This is a genomic window from Thermosediminibacter litoriperuensis (assembly GCF_008124715.1).
GTDB lineage: Bacteria > Bacillota > Thermosediminibacteria > Thermosediminibacterales > Thermosediminibacteraceae > Thermosediminibacter > Thermosediminibacter litoriperuensis.
Genome location: NZ_VNHO01000013.1, coordinates 1 through 23927, shown reverse-complemented (window position 1 = coordinate 23927; position 23927 = coordinate 1). Strand labels below are relative to the sequence as shown.

Here is a 23927-nt window from a genome sequence, read left to right as displayed (position 1 = left end):
TATTTTAAAAACAATGACCACCCGCCAGAACCGGTTGCCGGCAGGCGGGTGGCATGAATTTTTGCCGTAATTATAGTGTTATATATGCACCAGGTCCGATGGGCAGTCCCAGTATGAACCAGATTACCATCAGGATGGTCCAGCCCACTAGGAACATGATGGAGTAAGGGAGCATCGCCGAAATCAGCGTGCCTATGCCGACATTTTTATCATACTTCTGGGCGAAGGCTACTATAACGGCAAAGTAAGACATGAGCGGAGTAATGATGTTGGTGGAGGAGTCGCCGATCCTGTAAACTAACTGGGTAAAGGCCGGCGAGTAACCCAGAGCCATGAACATCGGCACGAATACCGGAGCCATGATCGCCCACTTGGCCGAGGCGCTGCCGATGAACAGGTTTATAAACGCCGAGACGAGTATGAAACCGATCATCAGCGGAATTCCGGTCATGCCGGCGGCTTTCAGGAAGTTGGCCCCCTTTACAGCCAGAATTATACCCAGGTTGGACCAGCTGAAGTAACTCACGAACTGGGCCGCGAAAAACGCCAGCACGATATAACCGCCCATGGTGGACATGCCTTTTGACATGATAGATGCTACGTCCTTGTCGCTTTTAACGGAACCGACGGCCATGCCGTAGGCTATACCGGGCAGCATGAAGCCGAAAGCTATTATGGGCACGAGCCCGTTGATGAATGCGGAATTCTTTAAGACTTCTCCGGTCTCGGAGCGGAGAAGTCCATTGGGCGGAACCACCATGGCAAGTATAGCGGCCACATAAATAAGCAGTGTGATGCCGGCCCATTTGAGGCCTTTCGATTCTTCAGGTGTCAGCGTTGTGAGACCTTCCTCGTGCTGGAACTCGCCTTCGTATATTCCGAGTCTGGGCTCCACGATCCTTTCGGTGACCCAGGTGCCGAGGAGTGATATAAGAATCGTGGATGCCGCCATGAAGTAATAGTTGTCGGTGGGGTTTACCACGTAACCCGGCTGGAACATACGGGCGGCTTCCTGGCTTATACCCGCGAGCAATGGATCGAGAGTGCTCACGAGCAAGTTGGCGCTGAATCCACCGGATACTCCCGCGAAGGCAGCTGCAAGGCCTGCCAGCGGATGTCGGTCGAAGCTGAGGAAAACCAGGGCACCCAGCGGTACCAGCACCACATAACCGGCATCGGAAGCTATATTGGACATAACGCCGGCGAAGACCACCACGAAGGTCACCAGCTGCCTAGGGGTGCTGAGGACCAGCTTTTTAAGCGATGCCTGGATAAGGCCGGTGCCTTCGGCGACACCTACGCCCAGCATGGCCACTAAAACGGTGCCCAGCGGGGCAAAGCTGGTGAAGTTTTTCACCGCCTCCGAGAATATTTGCCTGATTCCCTGGACTGTTAAGAGGTTAACAGCAGTCACCGTAACCATTTCAGGCTGGCCGTCCTTAAAGCGTTCATAGGATACCTGGACGCCGGCTGATGCCGCTATGGCGGAAATAACGATTACCAATAAGGCCAGAATGATGAACAGCGTCACAGGGTGGGGCAGTTTATTGCCCGCTCTTTCGACGAAGTCCAGGAAACGGTTGAAAAGCCCCCTCCGATTGTTGTTGTTCTTCAAAAGCATCCCCTCCCGTGTTTATTATAATGCGGACAGCCTTTTATATTATAACAGATAATTTTTCAAAGAATCAATCCTGTCAGGCGGATCCTAGCTTACCGCGTAGCCTTTCCTGTCTCATGGCAGATGCAGCAGAGCAAAAACGGCTTGTTAACGATCATATAGTTAAAATGAAAAATAAATTGGTTTCCATTCCCAGCTCCTTTTTTTAAATTACACTCTAATGTATAATATATTTGTAGGGCAAAAGGAATTGGTTATCCGGGGGAGTTCGCAGTGGTGAGTTACACCGTAAAAAGGGCCTTCAACAACAATGTGGTCCTGGCAAGAGATGAAGCCAGCGGAGAAGAGGCGATGCTGGTCGGAAGGGGCCTGGGGTTTAACGCCGGGCCCGGTGATAAGGTCGATGCCTGCAGGATCGAGAAGGTATTTTATTTTTTCGACAAGGACCAGTTCAGCCAGTACGAGACTATTATCAACCGTATAGATAAGCGGGTGATCGGGGTTGCCGAAGAGATCATCGCCATGGCGACGGCCGAGCTTAAAACACTCCTCAACGAGCATATTCACGTAGCACTGGCGGACCACATAAATTTCACCCTCGAGCGCCTGGCCGGGGGTCTGGAGATAGCAAATCCTTTTCTCGAAGAAATAAAGGTGCTCTATCCCGAGGATTACCAACTGGCCTGTAGGGCTGCAAAGATGATCGAGGAAAGATTCAACGTGAAAATACCCGACGGCGAGAAGGGATTCATTGCCATGCACATCCATTCCGCCAGGGCGAACCGCGAGGTCTCCCGGACTGTAAAATATGCCTCCATGATCAATACTATGATTGAAGTTATAGAAGAGGGACTTGGTGCAAAAATCGAAAGGCACGGGATAAATTATGCCAGACTCCTGGTCCATCTGAGGTTTACCCTGGATCGTATCGATAAAAACGCCCCTGTAAGAAATCCGCTGCTTGCCAACATTAAAAGAGAGTTTCGGAAAAACTACGAGATAGCGGAAAAACTGGGCGATTTTATATGTCAGCGAATGGGCAGGAAGGTCCCTGAAGATGAACTGGGGTACCTTGCGCTGCACATCCACAGAATAAGCCTCTCGGCGGCCGGTGAGATAGTATAAAAAATTGACGTTTCGTATTTTCAAAATGGAGGAATTTTCAATAATGCGTAGAGTAGTAGTTACCGAGTATAATCCTATGTGGCCTGTTATGTTTGAAGCCGAAGCGGCTGAAATTAAAAAAATTTTTGGCCATGAATTGATTGCCATACATCATATCGGCAGCACATCGGTACCGGGAATGAAAGCAAAGCCCATCATTGATATCATGCCTGTGGTCAGGGACATTAATGCGGTCGATAAATTTAACGATAAAATGATTGAACTCGGATATGAACCCATGGGGGAATTCGGCCTTCCTGGAAGAAGGTATTTCAGAAAGGGTGGGGATAACCGCACTCACCACGTACATATATACCAGTTCGACAATACGACGGAAGTGGAAAGGCATCTGGCGTTCCGGGATTACTTAAGGGAACATAAAGATGCCGCAGAAGAGTACGGAAAATTGAAAGAGAAGTTGGCCAAACGCTTCCCCGATGACATCGAGGCCTATATGGATGGTAAAGATCAATTTGTCAAGGAATTGGAACATAAGGCGCTTAAGTGGTACCGGGAAAAATCGAAGTACGGCAGCCAATCTTGACTGTACTTTTTTAATTTTGTCAATTGCTTTTTTCAGCAGGGTGTTATAATATTAAATAAAGTACATAATTAAAGTACCGATATAAACCGGCGTGTTACCGGTGTCGCAAAGCGGGCATGAGCCGGGAAGGATGCGTTTATCCTTCTCGGCTCTTTTGTTTTTGCACACATTAAAATGGAGGTGATGGTCAGGCCGAAATGCGTTTTTTCCGCTTTCTATTTCAAAATCATAAAAGGAGGTTTACATTATGAAGGGTAGACTGGGAAGCCTTCAGAAACTGGGCAGAGCCTTGATGACACCGGTGGCGGTGATGCCTGCAGCGGCCCTGCTTTTAAGGTTGGGTGCAGAAGATGTGCTCAATGTACCGGTTATAATGGCCGGCGGCAAGGCCATTTTCGACAACCTGCCCCTCGTTTTTGCCCTGGGTGTTTCCATGGGACTTGCCGGTGGCGCCGGAGCTGCAGCTCTCGCCGGCGGGGTGGGGTATTACGTAGCGGCTCATCTTTACAATAAGTATAAGGACATAAAACTGCCTGATTTTCGTGGCTTTTTCGGTGGTAAGCGCTTCGTGCCCATTACACGGGTTCGGATTTTCCGCCGGTCTGATAGATTACGTATTAAATTACGGTCTTGCCACACGCCCCCTGATGCTTATTCCCATCGAAGAAGTGCTCAAACAGGCCGGGGCGACGGGTGTAATGAAACTGGGAGGAGGAAACCTGCAGGTAGTCGTCGGTACAGAAGCGGAAATAATTGTGGAGGAAATAAAGAAATTGCTGTGATATGATTAAAGAAAGATCGATTTGGCGGCAGGGAAGGCGGATTCTTTCCTGCCTGCCTGCCTCAAAAATTCACAGTCGCGTATAAGGAGGATTTCCGGTGTTTTTCAGTTTATTCGGCAGAAAGAGACATAATAGCGTACCTGTTGCTGTCGCAGCTCCGATGAGCGGGAAAGTCGTGGATCTTTCGGAGGTTCCCGACAAAGTATTTTCTTCAAAAATGGTGGGAGAAGGAATTGCCGTCGATCCCGCGGAAGGAACGGTGGTGGCGCCTTTTGACGGGGTCGTGAAGCAGGTTTTTCCCGCGGGCCATGCCCTGGTGGTGGAGTCTGTGGAAGGGCTGCCTCTTTTGATCCATATAGGGATCGATACCGTGAATTTGAAGGGAGAAGGCTTTAAAATCCTCGCGGTTGAAAATCAGGAAGTCAGGGTCGGCGACCCTCTTGTGGAGTTTGACATGGGCCTGCTGAAGAGTAAAGGCAATCCTCTCGTCAGTCCCCTGGTCATCCCCGACATGAATAAGGTGAAGAGCATCGAGCTGACCCGGGAAAAAGAAGTAATAAAGGGCAAAGATGTGCTGATGAGAGTATTTTTAAAGTAGTGGGTTTTGAGGTGGTATGAAGTGAAGAGGATTTTTGAATTGGGCTTTAACGATGTAATAAACATGGATAAGACGGAAATCCTGGCCTGCATTAAAGCTTCCGAGGGCAGGACGGTAATGGCGGAGACGATCGTTGCCGTCCCTCCCCTTATATATGGCGTAAGCAACCCGGAACTGGCGGCAGCCTGCGGAGCCGACATGGTCACACTCAATTTTTTAGATCTAAAAGCTCCTTTTATCTTCGGCATAGACGATAATGGCATCGACCTGAATCGGGGGGCTGCCGCCTTCGAGGAGGTATCCCGCAGGTCTTTTGAAAACGGCAGGACGCCTGGTTATGCCAAAAAAGTCAAAGACATTGTGGGCAGATTCATCGGCGTAAATCTGGAACCGGTGCCGGATGGCATGGATTACCCTGCTGGCAGGAAGCTGGACGAGGCGAACCTGAGAAGGGCTTTGGAAATGGGGTTCGACTACATTGTAATTACCGGCAACCCCAACACCGGCGTAACCGATGGCGGGATACTTAAGGGCATCGAGACGGCGTCCGAAATATTGGTGGACCGCGTTATCATAATAGCTGGCAAGATGCATTGCGCCGGCGGAGAAAATATCTACGATCCGGAGGTCCTGAAAGATTTCGCCAAAGCGGGGGCAGATGTGGTCCTGATTCCCGCGCCCGGGACCGTGCCTGGTATGGACCTGGAACTGGCAAAGCGCCAGGTCGAGGCGATTCACCAGGCCGGGGCTCTGGCCATGACCGCCATCGGCACATCCCAGGAAGGGGCCGGTGCCGACGTTGTAGAACAGATGGCCCTCATGTCCAAGATGGCCGGTGTGGATATACAGCACATAGGCGATGCGGGCTACTCAGGCATAGCCCTCCCCGAAAATATTATGGCTTTGTCGATTGCCATAAGAGGGAAACGGCATACGTATAGAAGGATGGCATATTCTATCAGAAAGTAATGGGCGTCAGTTTTTTCGAGCTCATCTACATGGCAGAAGAAACAAGTTATTGACAAACCGGAATATTTAATATATTATTAAAAATGACAAAGCAAATTGAATAGGACAGGCAACCATGGGAAGCCGGTGAAATTCCGGCGCGGTCCGCGCCACTGTGAGGAGGAGCGACCCTACAATATGCCACTGGGAATACCCGGGAAGGCGTGGGGGAGCGGTGAATCCGAGCCAGGATACCTGGTGCTTGCCGTCGAACTGGTGCTCCCTACGCAGGATGGGGAAACAGCTTATCCCTGGTTTACGTTGGAGCCAGGGTTTTTATTTTACTTCAGCGGCGGCGTGTTTCAACCCCCCTGAGGGGAGCCCTAAAGGGGAGGTGTTGGAATGAGCCGTTTTTTATATTGCAATAATTTCTAGCGGCACCAACAGGTATTCTCACTTTTTACACTAAAAAAAGAATACTCGGTGGAAGGGATGAGATCATGCACTGTAAAATCAAAAAACGACTGGTATCGCTGATTCTGGTCTTTTGTCTTTTATTGAGCATTCCTGTGGATGGGCAGGTTCTGACTGCAGCCCGGGCTGCCTCGGGAAGTTATACTTCCGATCAGCTGGCCGCCAAGGCCGTGGAGTTTATTAACGACAAATTCAAATCCGGGGAAAAAATCGACGGCTACACCGCGTACGTTCTCACACTGGCAGGGGAAAATCTGGCGTCCCAAAAGTGGACCAGGAATAATTTAAGCTTGAAGGAGGAGATACGAAAGTCGGCGGACCTCCTCGGCAATCAAAACAGTCTCGTTACATACATTCTGGCCACGCAGAACGCCGACGGCAGTTTTGGCCCTTATGCCAACGAATACGGCACCAAGGCCCCCCTGCAGGCGCTGGCGATGGTGAAAGGCGACCTGCCGGAGGGGGATATTTCCGGGCGGGTGCAGAAGGCCATCGATAGGGCGGTCGAATATTTTAAAGACCGCTATATGAGTGGAAGCCTGGCTTATGACGCCCAGGGGTTTAACTTCGACTATCGCTGTGTAGAGGCACTGGCCGACGCCGGTGAAGACCTGTCAAAATGGGTACATGACGGTAAGTCTCTCAAGGAAATAGTCATCACCTCCGCCGACGCCGCAGCGGATAACGCTGCAGTCCTCGATGCCGTTTACCTCGCCAAAGAGCTGACCGCCCTTTACGCGGTAGAACCGCAATCGGATAATATCGAAATTCTTGCTCAGGCTATTGCGGATAAGAAGAATACCGACGGCGATTCGATTTGGTTTGGGGACAGCATCTATGACGATGTGATGGTTCTGACCGCTCTTGGCAAGGCGGGCAAACTTGACCTGATTGACCAGCAAAAGGCTTTTAATTATGTGGAAAAATTCAAACACCAGCATGAGGATGCCTGGGGAAATCCCGCCGGCGCCGCATGGGGCGGCTTTGAAGAAAAAGAGCCCGACCTGACGGCCCAGGTGATTACGGCCCTCAGGTATTTTGATGGTGCTCGCGATACCGGCAGCGATGTCTATAACGCCATTGAGGCAGGCCTTGCTTATCTAAAGGATATCCAGGACGCTGACACGGCGGCCATAAAAGCCCAGTATGATAGCACCTTTGCCACCGCCGAAACCCTCATAGCTTTAAAATCGCTGGGAAAGGCATATGAAGATTATGCCGGCGCCGGTTCCGGCTGGGTGAAAAGATCGGGGACGAAGACCATCGCCCAGCACCTGCTGGCTTTAAACATTATGAAAGATGCGGCTAGGGTAGAGAAGCTGGTAAATCTTTTAAAAGAGAGGCATTCTTCAAGCGGTTTTGATAACAGCGTTTACACCGACTTTTGGGCGTATATAGCACTGGGCGAAGCTGGGAAGATAAATGCAATAAAGGCGGAAGAAGCCAAAAGCTACATACTGGGTAAGCAGAGCGCTAAAGGTCCCTGGGGAGAAAAATGGGGTGACGCATTTTACCCTGACTTTATGTCAACCGCTCAGGCCATCCGGGCGCTCACCTACCTGCCCGCGGCTTCAGGGGATGCGGAGGTCCAGAGTGCGATAGAAAAAGGCCTTGCTTATCTCAAAAAACAGCTGCAGCCCGACGGCAGCGTCTATATCACACAGCCGTTTCCGGACGATCCGGTGGTGGATACGGCCGAGGTAATCGTTACTTTGAAGAAATTGGGGCGCGATCCAAGAGAATGGAAGAGCAGCCAGGGTCTTACCCCCGTCGACTACATGATGCAGAAAGCGTTAAATCCCGACGGCAGTTTCGGCCCTGTCAAAAATATTCTGGATGCTGCGGAAGCCCTGCACGCATTTATCCTCCTGGAGGGCGAGACCGGATCACCGGGGTCAGGGCCGGGATCTCCGCAGCCGGTTCCCGGTGAGATTGAGTGCACCGTGGATATCGCGGTGGTGGGTAAGGATGGTGAGCTGCTCTTTGGCCCCGACTCTGTCACCGTGAGCCGGGACGGAAGGTGGGGGTTGACCGCCCTGGGCGCCCTGGATGCCACCGGCCTCGATTACGAGTGTGACGGCGGTTTTGTAAAGAGCATCGAAGGCCAGGCCAACCGGGGCATGAATGGGTGGATGTACAAGGTCAACGGGAAAATACCGTCGGTGGCGGCATCGGAAAAAGCCATTCGCGACGGGGACGAGATTATCTGGTGGTACAGCACGGATTATAATTCATCCGGCCCCACATGGAAAGACCTGATGGATAAAAGTGCGGTTCCAGAGCAGGAGGGGGTCATTCCCGAGGACCTCGAAGAGCAGAACGAAAGAATTCCGGAGGCTCTACAGGTTTCCCAAGAAGCGCTGGCAGAATTGCTCGAACTGAAAGAAAACGCACAAGAAACGATAGGCATTGAAGAAATAGACAAAGCCGTTGTACTCACCGGAAACAGTGGACCGTTTAAACGAGGAGAATTCTTGAATTTAAAAGAAAAGCTTCTTCAAAACAAGGTCGATTTGAAGAAAGAGACAGCCGCTTCTATAGGTGCGGCCATCGTTGACAGCAAAGAGGAAGTTGCCCTCCTCGTTCCGGCCGGTGCATTGAAAAAGGATTTGGAAATATCGATCAAAGAGAGCGACGGTACAATTCCCCCTGGTTTCAAAGCTTTATCGGGGATTTACGAAATTGCACCTGAAGGAACTTCTCTTTCAATGCCTGCAACATTGGCAATAAGAGTGGCCGTCTCTCCCCTGGTAAAGCCGGAAAATCTGGTCCTGGCGCGGTACGATAAAGCAGGCGGCAGGTGGACGGTCATCCCTGCCGTGGTCGACATGGCAAAAGGCGTCATTATAGCCAGGATAGAACATTTCTCGAAAGTTGCCGTGTTTGCAAAGGAAGTCAGAAAGTCCTTTGCGGATGTGAGCGACACGTCCTTCGGATGGGCCAAAGACGCCGTTGAAGCCCTGGCCGGTTCCGGGATTGTTACTGGAGTTGACGGAACCCGCTTCGAGCCGGGGCGGGCGGTGACCAGGGCTGAATTCGTTACCATGATTGTAAAGGCCCTGGGCCTCGAGCCGAAGACAGGCGAAAAAAGACAATTCAAAGACGTAGAGGAAGGCTCCTGGTACGAGAAGGCCGTATACGCCGCTTTGGATTCGGGGCTTGTGAACGGATATGAAGATGGCACCTTCCGGCCGGACGGCAGCATTACCAGAGAAGAACTTGCGGTTATCCTTGCCCGGGCGGGGGGCCTTGCTCCCTCCGGAGAAAATCCGGATTTTAAAGACGGAAAATCGATTTCGCCCTGGAGCAGGGACGGTGTGGCGGCTGCCGTAGCCGGCGGGCTGATCAACGGCTTTGAAGATGGGACATTCCGGCCTAAAGCGGCGGCCAGCAGAGCCCAAGCCGCTGTCGTAATCTACCGCTTCCTGGGGGAATAGTAGATTTATTAGAGGCCGGGGCGCGCTCTTTATTGCGCTCCCGGCTTTGCAACACTTATTTAATGGGTGATTTCAGTGAAAAAGCAAACCGTAAAGCTGGCAATTATTCTGGCGTTAGTGCTTATCATAGCAGCGGGGTATGTAATATACGCCAAAAATATTTTTTACGATACAAAAGAAGGGCCCCTAACGGCGGTTGAAGAGAATCAAAGGACTTTAGTGTCCGGTGATGCGAATGCAAACCCGGCAGAGGCCGGCGGCGGGGAATCCTCCGAAGCCCCAATGGACGGCCCTGCAGAGCAGAAAGGCAAACCTAATACAAACACACCGCCTGAGATTGAGGCGGATGCCGGTTCGGGTGACACTAAGGTAGAAAAGAAGGTTATCGAAAAAGTAGAGCCTTCCGATGTGTCATCAAAGATCAATGAGGAAAAGACTTCCGGCACAAAAAATGAATCTTTCGGCAAAGGAGATACTTCCACGGGCGACGCAGCGAATTCTTCTCGCGATGGTGCGACCTGGGTTGTTCCTGAGAAAAAAGGCGCCGATGGTGGCGGTGATTCCCTAAAGGAAACGGATTCGAGTTCCACTGGTGATGCTGAATGCCGGGTGGAAATTGCCGTTGTAGGAAAGGAGGGCCGGGTGCTGTACGGCCCCGGTACCGTGACGGTAAAAGAGAACAACCGGTGGGGTTTGACGGCGCTGGGGGCTCTGGATTCCACCGGGATTGATTATAAGACCGGCAAGGGGTATGACGGTTTTGTGGTAAGCATAGCGGGGCAGGCGAACAAAGGCATGGCGGGCTGGATGTACAGCGTCAATGATGAAGTTCCGATGGTAGCGGCCAGTGAGAAAAAAATCGAACCGGGCGACCGGATAATATGGTGGTACAATGAGAGCATTAATAACCCCCCTCCCACCTGGGAGAGCCTGGCAGAATAGGGGAAAATCATCATGCTGGACCGCTTTTTTTATAGAGAAAAAGGGCTCTTTCTGCAGAGCCTTCACCCGTTGTCAGCGCTCGTCTATATTGCGGTTTTGCTGACGCTGGCATTGATGTTCAACCACCCGCTATACCTCCTGGGGTTGCTATCGATTACAGTTGCGGCCGTCAAAGCTGTTGGTGGGTTCGACGCCTGGAAGGCTTTTTTGAAAATAAGCCTGGGGGCGACTTCTGTTATCATAATTGTTAACGTGCTTACCGTGAGGGCTGGACAAACCGTCCTGTGGGGGGGACCGCATATCCCGGTTTTCGGGAGGTTGGACGTTTCGCTAGAGGCCATTTTATTTGGTGCGGTCATGGGATTAAGGCTCCTTTTAATAATGAGCATATTTTGCCTTTACAATTTTATGATTCATCCCGATCGTGTACTGGATCTGTTATCCCGCTTTTCTTCTAAGTCCGGGCTGGTGCTTTCCCTGGCTGCCAGGATGTTTCCCGCCGTGGTAAGTCGAATTGACGGCATAAGGGAGGCACTGACTGCAAGGGGAGTCGATTTTAACGCCGGAACATTAAAAGAAAAAATGTCAAAATACGCCGTATTGATGAAAATCCTGCTTTTAACTTTTCTGGAAGATTCCATGGAGACGGCCGAGGCCATGTACGCGAGGGCCTTTGGCAGCGGCAGGCGTTCATGCTACGTTCGCGAAAACTTGCGACCCAGGGACGGAGCGTGCCTTGCCGCAAGCCTGATCGCTCTGGTGACGGCGGTATACGGCTGGAGCAAAGGCCTGGGTACCTTCGGATTTTACCCGCAGGCCGGCAATCTTATTGACGGGCGTACGGGTATCGGGTTCCTCTTTGCCGTAATTTTTCTATTATCCTTTCCTTTACTCTTGAGCTGGGGGTGGCACATTTGGCCGTTTTTGAAATCAAAAATCTGACTTATTTTTACCCGGAAAGCCCAAGGCCCGCATTGAAAGACGTAAACATGAGCATTGAAGAGGGCGAGTTTTTGCTCGTTACTGGCGGTTCCGGCTCGGGGAAATCTTCTCTGGCGCGGGTGCTTGCCGGCCTGATACCCGGATTTTCCGGCGGCCGCATCAGCGGTAGCGTTTTTTTTCGGGGGAAAGATATAGAGCAGATTGACCGGCGCACTATGGCAAGAGAGGTAGGGATAGTATTCCAGGATCCGGAAAAACAGCTGGTTAAGACCAGCGTGGAAGCCGAAATAGCGTTCGGCCCGGAAAACCTGGGCCTTCCACAGCAGGAAATGGCCCGCCGGGTTGCCGAAGTCATGAGTTTTTTGGGCCTTGCGGATTTGAGGCGAGAGTTTACGGCGAAATTGTCCGGCGGCCAGAAGCAAAAACTTGCCCTGGCTGCAGTCCTGGCCATGCAGCCTTCGGTTTTGATCCTTGACGAGCCCACTTCTCAGCTGGACCCGGTGGCGGCGGAGGATTTTTTAAATGTGGTAAAACGTTTGAATGAAGATATGGGCATGACCGTGATCTTGATAGAACAGCGGCTGGAAAGATGTTTTCATCTTGCCGACAGAGTTGTAATCATGGAAGATGGGAGAATAAAGTTTGAAGGCACGCCCGAGCAGGTGGCGCGTAGGGCGGCATTTTGTGAAAACCCCTTTATTCCACCGGTAGCTAGTTTCTTCGGCAAGGCGGGCTTTGATACCATTCCCGTCACTGTAAAAGAGGGAAGGAGGGTGCTGAGGCAAAATTTTAACCCGGCTTCCGGGAATTTATTTATGAAGTCTTTGAAAAGAGTACACGAAAGCGAACCGATCTTACGCATGGACGGAGTGTGGTTTACATATCCCGACGGCAGGGAAGCGCTTCAGGATATAAACCTGAAGATTTCTGCCGGAGAGATGGTGGCCGTGATAGGACCCAACGGCTCGGGCAAATCCACACTCCTCAAGAACATGGCGGGCTTGTTGAAACCCGGGCGCGGCCAGGTGATATTGACGGGCGGTCGGCAGGAAAGCAGCCCTGATCGAACGACCTGGGACCCCAGCGTGGGTTATCTTTCCCAGAATCCCAACGATTATCTTTTTCAGGATACTGTGGAGGAAGAATTATTATACACCTTAAAAAACTTCGGCACCGGCTCGACCGGTGCGGTTGATGAAATAATCGAAAAGCTTTCTTTACGGGACTTTCGGCATGTAAACCCGCGGGATTTGAGCTACGGTGAACGCCAGAGGGTGGCCCTGGCTTCGGTGCTGGTCACCGGTCCGAAGCTTTTGCTTTTGGACGAACCCACCAAGGGGCTGGACTATCGCCTGAAAGAAGACTTGGGAGAGGTACTGGCAGAGTTTTGCGGACGGGGTGCCAGTGTCGTGCTGACCACCCATGATGTAGAATTTGCAGCGAAATACGCATCGAGAGTTATCCTGTTGTTCGGCGGCAGGGTGATATGTGACGGCCCGGTGCATCAGGTCCTTTCCGATTCGATTTTTTATTCCACCCAGATAGGCAGGATGTGCCGGGGTTTTGCCGACGGTATCCTGACTCCGGAAGAAGCTTTGGATGTATTTAAACCTGCGGTAGTAAATAATTAATTAGTTATATGAAGGAAGATGATTATGAAAAAAGTGCTGTCAAAAATCCTGTTCTGGTCCGGCTTTGGGATTATCCCGGTATTTATGGCGGCTGCCATGTCAGGAAAGACGACTATCTCCGGGGAATGGGGCGTGGCGGCTTACATCGTCATCTTTGCTGCCATTGCTTTGATGTACCTGGGGTTTGAACTTGAAACGTCGTCTCCCAGAGAAATAGCGGTGATAGCGGTGCTGGGAGCGGTAGGGGCCGCAGGCCGGATTGCTTTTGCCGCCCTGCCCAACGTACAACCCACCACGTTTATAGCGATCTCTTCGGGGTATGTCTTCGGCCCCACCGCCGGTTTTATGGTGGGTTCCACTGCGGCCCTGGTTTCAAACTTTTTTCTGGGGCAGGGGCCCTGGACACCGTGGCAGATGTTTGCCTGGGGTCTTGCAGGTTCATCGGCGGGCATGGTTAAAAGTCTATCCCCGCGTATAGGCAGATGGGGCATGGCATTTTTCTGCCTTTTATGGGGGTATTTTTTTGGGTGGATATTAAATCTGTGGTCCTGGATCGGCTTTGTCAAGCCGTTAAACTGGCAGAGCTTTATTGCCGTCTGTGCGGCAAGTTTCTGGTTTGACACTTTGCACGCTGCGGGCAATGCGGCCTTTTGCCTGCTCTTTGGCCCCGGCTTTATGAAGATCCTCGAGCGGTTTAGGCACAAAATGGAAGTGACCTAAAAAATTCCTTGACGGTCCCGTTGAAAATGATATAATAAAATACCAAGGATACTATTATATTACAGCTATAACGGCGGCAGGGTTGACCTTGCCGCCTTTTTAATTTTATAAAGGTGAGGAGGGCATGCTGTGTTGGACAAGAAAAAGCTCCGGCGCATATTCCTTGATAAAAGGCTGAGTTTATCCCGGGAAGACGTAAAAAATATGAGCGAGAAGATAATATCGACGCTCTTTGCCCTTGAAGAGTTTAAAAAATCGGGAATCGTAATGTTTTACGTGGATGCCAGGAACGAGGTCGAGACCCGTGAAGCCATAGAGCGGGCTTTGTCCATGGGAAAAAGGGTGGCTGTGCCTAAAACGATAAAAGGTCAAAGACTTCTGGCTGTGGAGATAAAAGGTACCGGTGAACTGGTGCCCGGCACCTTCGGCATACTCGAACCGGAAAAAGACGACGGCCTCGATCCGGAAGTGATCGACCTGGTCGTGGTACCCGGGGTGGCCTTCGACAGGAGGGGCTACCGATTGGGGTACGGCGCCGGTTACTACGACGGCTTTTTACCGCGGCTACGGCCGGAGGTGAAGAAAATCGCCCTCGCTTTTGAATTACAGCTTACCGAATACATACCGGCGGAAAAACACGACATAAGGATGGACGCCATCGTGACCGAAAAGGGCATATACAGGTTTTATTGAGAAGACGATCTTTTTTCCCGCCGGGGATAGAAAAGTACCGGTTTTTTTGGAATAATTATAATAAAAGTGCGGTATCAACACCACTGGATAGGAGGAATTTTAATGATTAAAGACCAGGAAAACGTGATCGTCCTCGATTTCGGCGGGCAGTACAGCCAGCTGATAGCTCGCCGGGTTAGGGAGGCGAATATCTATTGCGAGATTTTACCCTACAATACCCCTCTGGACGAAATTTTAAGCCGAAAACCGAAAGCGGTAATTTTCTCCGGCGGCCCGGCCAGCGTATACTCGGAAAATGCGCCCGTGTGCGATAAGAGGATTTTCGATACCGGCATACCCATCCTGGGAATCTGCTACGGTATGCAGCTCATGTGCCATATGCTGGGCGGAAGGGTGGAACCGGCCGAAACCCCCGAGTACGGCAGAGCCGAGCTCATGGTTGACGAGGAGGACGGTATATTCAGCGGTTTGGAGAAAAACCTCACCGTCTGGATGAGCCACGGGGATTCGATAATAACGCTGCCCGAAGGGTTCAGGACTCTGGCCCGCACGAAAAACACCCCCCATGCGGCTATCGGCAACGGCAGGAACCTTTTCGGGGTGCAGTTTCACCCGGAGGTTGCCCATACGCCCAGGGGCAAGGAAATTCTTAACAATTTTCTCTTCGGCATAGCCGGCTGTATCGGCAGCTGGTCCATGAAGGCCTTTGTCGAGGAACAGATCCAGTTGATCAGGCAAAGGGTGGGGAACAGAAAAGCCCTCTGCGCCCTGAGCGGCGGAGTTGATTCTTCGGTGGCTGCGTTGATCGCCCACAGGGCCCTGGGGGATAACCTGACCTGTATTTTCGTGGACCACGGTCTTTTGCGAAAAGACGAAGCCAGGAAGGTTGTTGAGACTTTTAAGGACAAGTTCCATATGAACCTGATTGCCGTTGATGCCTCCGACAGGTTTTTAAAAAGGCTGGAAGGTGTTACAGACCCGGAGGCGAAGCGCAGGATTATCGGCGAAGAATTCATCAGGGTATTCGAAGACGAGGCTAAGAAACTGGGAAAGATCGACTTCCTGGTTCAGGGAACCCTCTACCCCGATGTCATTGAAAGCGGCACCCAGACGGCGGCGGTTATAAAAACCCACCACAACGTGGGCGGGCTTCCCCAGGACCTCAATTTCGAACTGATTGAACCCCTCCGGGATCTCTTCAAGGACGAGGTCAGAAGAGTGGGGCTCCAGCTGGGGTTGCCCGAGGAAATCGTATACCGCCATCCCTTCCCGGGTCCCGGGCTTGCCGTAAGGGTTCTGGGTGAAGTAACCCGCGAGAAACTGGCCATCCTGCGGGAAGCCGACGCTATAGTGACCGAAGAAGTAAAAAAGGCGGGACTTTACGGGGAGCTCTGGCAGGTCTTTGCGGTGCTTACCGACGTAAAGAGCGTGGGAGTGATGGGTGACGAGAGGACTTACGCATATACGGTGGCGATCAGGGCGGTTACGAGCGAGGACGGCATGACGGCCGACTGGGCCAGGCTTCCGTACGACCTGCTGGATAATATGTCTACCAGGATCGTGAACGAAGTCCCAGGGGTCAACCGGGTAGTATACGACATAACCTCAAAACCGCCGGCCACCATCGAATGGGAGTAACAATTAACGCAACCTTAACAATTGATTAATTATAATTTAACACAGGGCTCGTATAATGAATGGTGTAAACCATAAAAAAGGAGAGATGATATGGCATCGAAGCTTAAGGGCACGAAGGCCGGCTTTATACTAGCCCTGTTTACTTTGAGTTTGGCGGCGGTTCTGGTGCTGGCTGCCTGTGGTGCGTCAAACCGGAGCCAGAGCGGTCAGGCAAGCTTAAGCGGTTCCATCCAGATCGACGGTTCCAGTACGGTCTATCCCATCACCGAGGCTGTAGCTGAAGAATTCATGAATATTTATCCCGACGTGAATATAACCGTCGGTGTTTCCGGTACGGGCGGCGGCTTCAAGCGTTTTACCGCGGGTGAAACCGACATGAGCAACGCTTCCCGACCGATCAAGGATGAGGAAGCCGCCAAGGCAGAAGAAAACAACATTGAATACATCGAACTTCCCGTGGCTTACGACGGCATTACCGTAGTTGTCAACAAACAGAACGACTGGGTTGACCGTCTGACCGTGGAAGAACTGAAGAAGATCTGGTCGCCGGGTAGCAAGGTCACCAAGTGGAGTGATATAAGGCCCGGCTGGCCTAACGAGAAGATAAACCTCTACGGCCCCGGTACCGATTCAGGTACCTTCGAGTACTTCACCGAAGTGATTAACGGTGAAGCTAAGAAAAGCCGCTCCGATTACACCGCCAGCGAAGACGACAACGTGCTTGTGCAGGGTGTGAGCGGCGACAGGTACGCCCTGGGCTACTTTGGTTTCGCTTACTACCTGGAAAATTCGGACAAGGTGCGGGCAGTGGCGATTGACGGCGGCAGCGGGCCGGTGGAGCCTACCATGGAAACCATAAACAACGGCACCTATAAACCCCTCGCGCGGCCGGTTTTCATCTATGTGAACAAAAAATCCCTCGAGCGCCCCGAAGTTAAAGAGTTTGTTAAATTTTATATGGAAAATGCGCCGGAGCTGGTAGAGGAAATCGGTTACGTCCCTATGCCCGACAGCGTGTATCAGGAGAACCTTAATAAGATAAATTAAAACCCCTCCCATGTAATTTATGTAGACTGGTCTGACGGCCGAAAATCTGGGGAAGCCCTGGCGGCCGTCAGATTTTGTGCCCTTGAATTTTAAAAATTTTGTTAAACTGGAGGAATCATAAAATGGTCGATTCTGCCGGTAAGGGTTTTCGCCGGGAAAAGGGCGTCGAAATCCTGCTGGCCCTGGCCGCTTCGGTTTCGGTGCTGGTTACCATAGGCATAGTCGTCTCCCTTTTCAGCGAGACGGCCGGTTTTTTCAAAGAAGTATCCGTAAAGGAGTTTTTCACCGGGACCAAGTGGACTCCGCTTTTCAGCCCGGCCCATTACGGCATAGCTCCTCTTGTTGCAGGTACAATGCTGGTCACTGTTATAGCTATGATCGTAGCCGCACCGCTGGGGCTTGCGAGTGCTATCTACCTCAGCGAATACGCTCCTGACGGAGTAAGGCGCTTGATTAAACCGGTGCTGGAAATACTGGCCGGAATACCCACCATTGTATACGGATATTTCGCTCTCACCTTCGTGACACCCATCATCAGGGCGGTATTCCCGCAGACCAACGTATTTAATGCCCTCAGCGCGGGAATTGTCATGGGGATAATGCTTATACCCATGATTTCATCCCTCAGCGAAGACGCCATGACAGCCGTGCCCAATTCTCTCAGGGAGGCGGCTTATGCCCTGGGAGCCACCAAACTCGAAGTCTCGTACAAAGTAGTAATACCTGCGGCGGTTTCGGGGATAGTGGCGTCCTTCATCCTAGCCTTTTCCAGGGCCATAGGGGAGACAATGATAGTGACCCTCGCAGCGGGCAGTACTCCCAAGCTGACATTTAATCCTCTGGACAGCATACAGACCATGACGGCTTTCATCGTGCAGGTAATGCTGGGAGATGCGCCCTTCGGGTCCATAGAGTATAAGAGCGTTTATGCTGTTGCCAGCGTGCTGTTTGTTGTGACGCTGTCCCTGAATCTGATAGGGACATGGATCGTGCGCCGCTACAAGGAGGTGTACTGATGATCAGGCAGGATGAGATGTTTTCTCCGGGGCTTCAAAATCGCCAGCGCCGCAACCGGATTTTTAAGTGGATTTTTTTGAGCGCAAACCTCCTGGGCCTGGTAGTGCTCGCCGCGCTCCTTGTAAAAGTGATGCGGGACAGCTGGGGATGGCTGGACCTTCAATTTATTTCTTCCTTTCCCTCCAGATTTCCCGAAAAAGCAGGAATACTTCCGGCACTGTACGGCACCGTTTACTTAATGATCATAACAGCCGTTTTTGCGATACCCCTCGGCATTGGAGCAGCCGTGTTTCTTGAGGAGTACGCGAAAAAGAGCAAATTTTTATCTATCATACAGGTGAACATTTATAACCTGGCGGGGATTCCGTCAATAGTCTACGGCATACTGGGATTGACAGTTTTCGTCCGGTGGATGATGCTGGGGCGCAGCCTCCTCGCGGGGGGTCTCACCATGGGCCTTTTAATACTCCCGGTTATAATAGTCACCGCTCAGGAAGCTATCCGGGCCGTCCCGCAGTCCTGGCGCCACGCTTCCTACGCCCTGGGGGCCAGCAAGTGGCAGACCATCCGCTACGTGGTGCTTCCTTCGGCCCTGCCCGGGATACTAACCGGCATCATTCTCGCGCTCTCCAGAGCAATAGGGGAGACGGCGCCGCTGATCCCTATAGGCGCGCTGACTTTTATCCGCGTTATACCCGGGAGCCTTTTCGATTCATTTACGGTACTGCCGATCCAGATCTATAACTGGACCTCCAGACCCCAGGATGATTTCAGGGCCATAGCTGCGGCGGGGATAGTGGTGCTTCTGGTGGTGCTGCTCGGCATGAATTCGATTGCCATACTGCTTCGCAATAAATACCAGGGAAGGATAAAAGAGGTATGACTTTGGAAAGCATTATTTCCGTCAGAAATCTCCATGTGAGTTACAGAGACCGTAAGGTGTTAAAAGGCATCAACCTCGATATATATAAAAACAGAATCACTGCGATTATGGGACCGTCGGGTTGTGGGAAGAGCACACTGCTCAGGTGCATGAACAGGATGATCGATCTTTCTGAAGGGGCGCGGGTCGGGGGAAAGGTGCTTTACAGGGGCGAGAATATATATTCTCCAAAGATCGACCCGGCTCAAATACGCTTCCGGATAGGCATGGTCTTCCAGAAACCTAACCCCTTCCCGAAGAGTATTTTCGAAAATGTAGCCTTCGGCCCCCGGATAAACGGCTATAAGGGGGACCTTTCGGCTCTGGTGGAGCAGTCGCTGCAGAGGGCGGGCTTGTGGGACGAAGTGAAGGACCGGCTGCATGAAAACGCCTATATGCTGTCTGGAGGTCAGCAGCAGCGGCTGTGCATCGCGCGGGCGCTGGCTTTAGAGCCCGAGGTGTTGCTTTTGGATGAACCGTGTTCGGCTCTGGACCCGATTTCCACCATGCACGTCGAGGAACTGATCAGGCAGCTCAAGGAAAGGCTCACCATAGTGATTGTAACCCACAACATCCAGCAGGCGGCAAGGGTGGCCGATTATACAGCCTTTTTACTGCAGGGAGAGCTGGTGGAGTTCGGGGAGACCAGCCGCATGTTTACGGTTCCGAAGGACAAGCGAACAGAAGACTTTATAACTGGCAGGTTCGGCTGATAATACGCGAAAGATCGGAGGTATCCATCGTGTTGAGGTTTTTAACCGCCGGTGAATCCCACGGGAAGGCCCTCATTGCCGTCATAGAGGGACTGCCGGCGAACCTTGCGGTCGATATAAATTTCATAAACAGGGAACTTTCGAGGCGCCAGATGGGGTACGGCCGCGGCGGCAGGATGAAGATAGAAAAAGATGCGGTGGAAGTCATAAGCGGTTTGAAAGAAGGATGCACTACCGGCAGTCCCGTAGCTTTCCTCATACCGAATCTCGATTACCCCAACTGGCAGGATAAAGCTGTAGAACCCGTAACCAGGCCCCGGCCGGGTCATGGTGACCTTGCCGGGGCTTTAAAGTATAGACAGAACGATATAAGAAACATCCTGGAAAGGGCCAGCGCCCGGGAGACGGCTGCCCGGGTGGCCGTGGGCGCAGTGGCAAAACAGCTGCTATCAATTTTTAACATAGAAGTTTTAAGCCACGTGATCGCCATTGGTGGGATAGAAGCAGCAATTAAAAACCCTGGGCAGGAAGATCTGAGGAGGGCCGACGAGTCTCCCGTAAGGTGCATCGACCGGTTCGCCGGGCAGAAAATGATGGCAGCCATAGACGGGGCGAAAAGGGAGGGGGATTCTCTAGGGGGCGTTTTTGAGGTAGTGGCTTTCAATGTGCCGGTGGGGCTGGGCAGCCACGCGCACTGGGATAGAAAACTGGACGGCCGGATAGCGTGGTCGCTTATGAGTGTGCAGGGCATAAAGGGTGTAGAAATCGGGCTTGGTTTTGAAGCCGCAGCGAGGAGGGGCTCCCAGGTTCACGACGAAATTTTTTTCGATAGCGAAAGCCGCCGTTTTTACCGGAAGACCAACAACGCCGGCGGGCTGGAGGCCGGCATTACCAACGGGTGTCCACTGGTAGTTCGTGCGGCCATGAAACCAATACCTACCCTCTACAGGCCCCTTTTGAGCATTGACATAAAGACAAAGGAACCGTTTGCCGCCAGCGTAGAACGATCCGACGTATGCGCCGTACCTGCTGCCAGCATAGTGGGTGAGGCGGCGGTGGCCTGGGTACTGGCTGAGGCGCTGGTGGAGAAGTTCGGAAGCGACACGGTGGAAGAGATGCAGGAGGGTTTCGAAAGGTGGATGAAGTACCTGCAGGAATTCTAAAAAGATTACATCGATTCATGTCATCTCTTAATCTTTAGGATGCGGGGGATATCCCATGGAAAGCATAACCGTTGATTTGGGCGCCAGGTCTTACCCCATTCACATAGGGCCGGGCATCCTCGATGAAATAGGAAAAATCTTAAGGGCGTTGATAGGCCTGGAAAAAATACTGGTTATAACGGATGGAAATGTCAGGGATTTGTACGCCGGCCGGGTGCTGGAATTGTTAAAGGTAGCCGGTTTCGACGCGCACCTTGCGGCAATTCCTCCGGGAGAACCCAGCAAGACCCTGAAGGAAGCCGAGAGGCTCTACTATATAGCGCTGGATTACGGCCTGGACAGGAACTCCGCCGTCATAGCTCTGGGCGGAGGTGTCGTAGGAGACCTGGCGGGATTTGTAGCGGCGACTTATATGAGGGGGATAAGATACGTACAGGTGCCTACCAGCCTGCTGGCCCAGGTCGACAGCAGTGTCGGAGGAAAGGTTGCCGTTAATCTTGAGTCGGCCAAAAATATAGTTGGAGCCTTTCACCAGCCGGTGGCCGTGATAATAGATCCTCTCACCTTGAAGACACTGCCCGACAGGGAATTCAGGGAAGGCCTTGCGGAGGTGATTAAATACGGGATAATATGGGACGGGGATTTCTTTAACTGGCTCGAGGAAAACGTCATGACCCTCCGGCAGGGCGGGGAAAGCCTGATATACGCTATAAAAAAATCCTGCGCCATAAAGGCGTCGGTGGTTACTCTGGACGAGAGGGACGAAGGTACCAGGATGATTCTAAACTACGGGCACACCGTGGGCCATGCTCTGGAATCACTGGTAGGGTACGGTGTGCTGCTTCACGGCGAAGCGGTTGCCGCCGGTATGATAATTGAGGCGGGCATTGCGCTGGAAATAGGTTTACTCGAGCGGCAGGATTATGAAAGGATTGAGAGAATCCTGAGGCGGGTAGTGCCGGTGGAAATACCGGGGTGCGTGGAAACAGGCGGTTTAATTGAAGCAATGGCCTGCGACAAGAAAAACAAGGGAGGTCGCCTGGCGTTTGCCCTGCCGGAGAAACTGGGTAGGGCGGGCGTATATTACGACGTTCCAGAGAGGGAAATTTTATATAAAATCCTAGACCATTTTTTAAAAAAAAGCACCGTTCCGTGAAAACGGTGCTTTTTTTTTCACAAAAATGTTGTTAATATAAGTCTTAATATGCTATAATAATTACGTGATTACAGGGTAATGTGTTATACTATATTTTAACATATTAAGTATTAGGGGGTCAACCATAATATGTCAAAAATAACTTTAACAGTCATTAAAGCCGACATCGGCGGATATGTAGGGCACTGCAGCGTACATCCCGAGCTGATCGAAGAAGCCAACAGAGTTCTTGAGGAAAATGGAAAAGGCCTGCTGGAGGACTACGTTGTAACTCATGTGGGTGATGACGTCAACCTCATCATGACTCACAGGAAGGGTGTAGACAATCCTGAAATCCACAAGCTGGCCTGGGACACTTTCCTTTCGTGCACCCAGATTGCGAAGAGGCTGAAACTTTACGGGGCGGGCCAGGACCTTTTATCCGATTCTTTCTCCGGTAACATAAAGGGGATGGGCCCCGGAGTCGCGGAAATGGAATTTGAGGAACGTCCCAGCGAACCCTTAATAGTGTTTATGGCCGATAAGACGGAGCCCGGGGCGTGGAACCTGCCGCTTTACAAGATGTTTGCCGACCCGTTCAACACCATCGGCCTTGTGATAGATCCCAAGATGCATCAAGGGTTCAAGTTCGAAGTTCTCGATACCATGGAAAATAAAAAGATCGTCTTCTCCTGCCCTGAGGAGCTTTACGACCTGCTCGTATTTTTAGGAGCGTCGAACCGGTATGCGGTGAAAGCCGTATACAGCAAGAGCGGAGAACCGGCCGCCGTATCCTCCACGCAGAGGATGAACCTGATGGCCGGAAGATATGTGGGCAAGGATGACCCCGTGCTTGTAGTTCGCTGCCAGAGCGGTTTCCCCGCAGTGGGAGAAGCTCTGGAACCATTTGCCAATCCGCACCTGGTGGCGGGGTGGATGAGGGGTTCCCACTTTGGGCCGCTGATGCCGGTATCCTGCAAAGGTGCCACCCCCAGCAGGTTTGACGGTCCGCCGAGGGTGACGGCGCTGGGGTTCCAGCTGGCCGGCGGCAAGCTGGTAGGCCCTCAGGACATGTTTGCAGATGTGTCCTTTGATAGAGCGAGGCAGAAGGCTCTGGAAATGGCCGATTACCTCAGGCAGCTCGGTCCCTTTGAACCTCACCGCCTCCCGCTGGACGAGATGGAGTATACAACCCTGCCTCAGGTAATGGAAAAACTGAAGGACAGGTTCGAATAAAACAAAACCGCCCCTCCTTTGAACTGCCCCCTGTCAAGTAGACAGTGGAAATAATTAAAATTCTATGTAAGGCACCAATCAAAAAAATGGTTGGTGCTTTCTTTATGCTGCATACCGGCAAGATAGTTGCGATACTCCATTGGCGTCATGCATTTTAAACGTTTCTGGTATCTCCTTGTATTGTAGTAATCTATGTATTCCTCAATCGCTTTTTTCAAGCTATCATAGTCATCAAACTTATGTAAGTAATACATCTCCGATTTCAGGATTCCCCAGAATCCCTCCATAGGGCCATTATCTATACAGCGGCCTACCCTAGACATACTCTGGGTCATTCCTGCCTTATCCAGTTTTGCCTTAAAGGTTTTATTGGTATATTGGAAGCCACGGTCACTATGGAAGATGGGTTTTGCATCAGGATGGCTAGCAACTGCCAAATCAAAAGTCTCAAACACAAGTGCATTGTTGTTTGAATGGCCAATAACGTAAGATACTATGCTTCTATCTGCAAGGTCAAGAATTGCGCTAAGATATGCTTTCTGTCCATCACCGTATTTGAATTC

Annotated in this window: 20 protein-coding genes, 1 pseudogene and 1 riboswitch; of the genes and pseudogenes, 19 read left to right on the top strand and 2 right to left on the bottom strand. The window is 51.6% G+C overall.

Annotated features, from left to right (window positions below; genetic code table 11):
• Positions 1-70 precede the first annotated feature (70 nt).
• Positions 71-1621, bottom strand: coding sequence for an AbgT family transporter (locus tag LZ11_RS06925; protein WP_148867176.1), 1551 nt, complete (start codon positions 1619-1621; stop codon positions 71-73).
• A 273-nt stretch (positions 1622-1894) separates the two neighbouring features.
• Between LZ11_RS06925 and glcT the strand changes: the two genes are divergently transcribed.
• The 19 genes and pseudogenes from glcT (at position 1895) to fbp (ending at position 23364) form a co-directional block, all read left to right on the top strand.
• On the top strand, positions 1895-2743 hold the full coding sequence (gene glcT, locus LZ11_RS06920) for a glucose PTS transporter transcription antiterminator GlcT (protein WP_246110743.1): 849 nt from the start codon (positions 1895-1897) through the stop codon (positions 2741-2743).
• A 43-nt stretch (positions 2744-2786) separates the two neighbouring features.
• Positions 2787-3326 carry a GrpB family protein gene (locus tag LZ11_RS06915; RefSeq protein WP_148867174.1) on the top strand — a complete coding sequence of 180 codons (540 nt, stop codon included), beginning with the start codon at positions 2787-2789 and terminating at the stop codon, positions 3324-3326.
• A gap of 247 nt (positions 3327-3573) precedes the next feature.
• Positions 3574-3903: pseudogene (locus tag LZ11_RS13015) on the top strand (PTS transporter subunit EIIC); the annotation flags it as partial.
• Between the two features lie 302 nt (positions 3904-4205).
• Entirely contained in the window at positions 4206-4706 is a 501-nt protein-coding gene (locus LZ11_RS06905; RefSeq protein WP_148867172.1) for a PTS sugar transporter subunit IIA, read from the top strand.
• Between the two features lie 21 nt (positions 4707-4727).
• Positions 4728-5675 carry a DUF7916 family protein gene (locus LZ11_RS06900; RefSeq protein WP_148867171.1) on the top strand — a complete coding sequence of 316 codons (948 nt, stop codon included), beginning with the start codon at positions 4728-4730 and terminating at the stop codon, positions 5673-5675.
• Between the two features lie 117 nt (positions 5676-5792).
• Positions 5793-5910: riboswitch (cobalamin riboswitch) on the top strand.
• Between the two features lie 244 nt (positions 5911-6154).
• Complete coding sequence (locus LZ11_RS06895) at positions 6155-9565, top strand: S-layer homology domain-containing protein (RefSeq protein ID WP_148867170.1); 3411 nt, start codon at positions 6155-6157, stop codon at positions 9563-9565.
• A gap of 75 nt (positions 9566-9640) precedes the next feature.
• The gene (locus LZ11_RS06890) at positions 9641-10507 is read left to right on the top strand and encodes a DUF4430 domain-containing protein (RefSeq protein ID WP_170240318.1); all 867 of its coding nucleotides are present in this window, start codon (positions 9641-9643) and stop codon (positions 10505-10507) included.
• A gap of 12 nt (positions 10508-10519) precedes the next feature.
• Positions 10520-11449: an energy-coupling factor transporter transmembrane component T gene (locus LZ11_RS06885; protein WP_148867169.1), complete on the top strand. Its 930-nt coding sequence runs from the start codon at positions 10520-10522 to the stop codon at positions 11447-11449.
• Positions 11422-13080, top strand: coding sequence for an ABC transporter ATP-binding protein (locus LZ11_RS06880; protein WP_148867168.1), 1659 nt, complete (start codon positions 11422-11424; stop codon positions 13078-13080). Before LZ11_RS06885 ends, LZ11_RS06880 begins: the two co-directional genes overlap by 28 nt.
• A gap of 24 nt (positions 13081-13104) precedes the next feature.
• Positions 13105-13800 carry an ECF transporter S component gene (locus LZ11_RS06875; protein WP_148867167.1) on the top strand — a complete coding sequence of 232 codons (696 nt, stop codon included), beginning with the start codon at positions 13105-13107 and terminating at the stop codon, positions 13798-13800.
• Between the two features lie 129 nt (positions 13801-13929).
• A complete protein-coding gene (locus LZ11_RS06870) occupies positions 13930-14493 on the top strand; it encodes a 5-formyltetrahydrofolate cyclo-ligase (RefSeq protein WP_148867166.1) in 564 nt (187 codons plus the stop codon).
• Positions 14494-14595: 102 nt separating this feature from the next.
• Positions 14596-16131 (top strand): glutamine-hydrolyzing GMP synthase, encoded by a 1536-nt coding sequence (gene guaA, locus LZ11_RS06865; protein WP_148867165.1) that lies wholly within the window; start codon positions 14596-14598, stop codon positions 16129-16131.
• Between the two features lie 90 nt (positions 16132-16221).
• Positions 16222-17178 (top strand): PstS family phosphate ABC transporter substrate-binding protein, encoded by a 957-nt coding sequence (locus LZ11_RS06860; RefSeq protein WP_148867164.1) that lies wholly within the window; start codon positions 16222-16224, stop codon positions 17176-17178.
• A gap of 122 nt (positions 17179-17300) precedes the next feature.
• Positions 17301-18194 (top strand): phosphate ABC transporter permease subunit PstC, encoded by an 894-nt coding sequence (gene pstC / locus LZ11_RS06855; protein ID WP_148867163.1) that lies wholly within the window; start codon positions 17301-17303, stop codon positions 18192-18194.
• Positions 18194-19078 (top strand): phosphate ABC transporter permease PstA, encoded by an 885-nt coding sequence (gene pstA, locus LZ11_RS06850; RefSeq protein ID WP_148867162.1) that lies wholly within the window; start codon positions 18194-18196, stop codon positions 19076-19078. The genes pstC and pstA overlap by 1 nt, the downstream gene beginning before the upstream one ends.
• Complete coding sequence (gene pstB, locus LZ11_RS06845; protein WP_148867161.1) at positions 19075-19830, top strand: phosphate ABC transporter ATP-binding protein PstB; 756 nt, start codon at positions 19075-19077, stop codon at positions 19828-19830. Before pstA ends, pstB begins: the two co-directional genes overlap by 4 nt.
• Positions 19831-19859: 29 nt before the next feature.
• Positions 19860-20993, top strand: coding sequence for a chorismate synthase (gene aroC / locus LZ11_RS06840; protein ID WP_148867160.1), 1134 nt, complete (start codon positions 19860-19862; stop codon positions 20991-20993).
• A gap of 55 nt (positions 20994-21048) precedes the next feature.
• A complete protein-coding gene (aroB, locus tag LZ11_RS06835; protein ID WP_148867159.1) occupies positions 21049-22149 on the top strand; it encodes a 3-dehydroquinate synthase in 1101 nt (366 codons plus the stop codon).
• A gap of 129 nt (positions 22150-22278) precedes the next feature.
• A complete protein-coding gene (gene fbp / locus LZ11_RS06830) occupies positions 22279-23364 on the top strand; it encodes a fructose-1,6-bisphosphate aldolase/phosphatase (RefSeq protein WP_148867158.1) in 1086 nt (361 codons plus the stop codon).
• A 62-nt stretch (positions 23365-23426) separates the two neighbouring features.
• Here fbp and LZ11_RS06825 read toward each other — a convergent pair.
• Positions 23427-23927, bottom strand: a 501-nt coding sequence (locus LZ11_RS06825) for an IS3 family transposase (RefSeq protein WP_148867157.1), incomplete at its 5' end; no start/stop codon positions are given.

What these genes read in the sequence shown, in the direction of transcription:
- LZ11_RS06875 (WP_148867167.1), top strand. Translation starts at nt 13,105, where the DNA reads ATGAAAAAAGTGCTGTCAAAAATCCTGTTCTGGTCCGGCTTTGGGATT.
- LZ11_RS06885 (WP_148867169.1), top strand. Translation starts at nt 10,520, where the DNA reads ATGCTGGACCGCTTTTTTTATAGAGAAAAAGGGCTCTTTCTGCAGAGC.
- LZ11_RS06895 (WP_148867170.1), top strand. Translation starts at nt 6,155, where the DNA reads ATGCACTGTAAAATCAAAAAACGACTGGTATCGCTGATTCTGGTCTTT.
- LZ11_RS06925 (WP_148867176.1), bottom strand. Translation starts at nt 1,621, where the DNA reads ATGCTTTTGAAGAACAACAACAATCGGAGGGGGCTTTTCAACCGTTTC.
- guaA (WP_148867165.1), top strand. Translation starts at nt 14,596, where the DNA reads ATGATTAAAGACCAGGAAAACGTGATCGTCCTCGATTTCGGCGGGCAG.
- fbp (WP_148867158.1), top strand. Translation starts at nt 22,279, where the DNA reads ATGTCAAAAATAACTTTAACAGTCATTAAAGCCGACATCGGCGGATAT.
- pstC (WP_148867163.1), top strand. Translation starts at nt 17,301, where the DNA reads ATGGTCGATTCTGCCGGTAAGGGTTTTCGCCGGGAAAAGGGCGTCGAA.
- LZ11_RS06915 (WP_148867174.1), top strand. Translation starts at nt 2,787, where the DNA reads ATGCGTAGAGTAGTAGTTACCGAGTATAATCCTATGTGGCCTGTTATG.
- pstA (WP_148867162.1), top strand. Translation starts at nt 18,194, where the DNA reads ATGATCAGGCAGGATGAGATGTTTTCTCCGGGGCTTCAAAATCGCCAG.
- LZ11_RS06860 (WP_148867164.1), top strand. Translation starts at nt 16,222, where the DNA reads ATGGCATCGAAGCTTAAGGGCACGAAGGCCGGCTTTATACTAGCCCTG.
- aroB (WP_148867159.1), top strand. Translation starts at nt 21,049, where the DNA reads ATGGAAAGCATAACCGTTGATTTGGGCGCCAGGTCTTACCCCATTCAC.
- pstB (WP_148867161.1), top strand. Translation starts at nt 19,075, where the DNA reads ATGACTTTGGAAAGCATTATTTCCGTCAGAAATCTCCATGTGAGTTAC.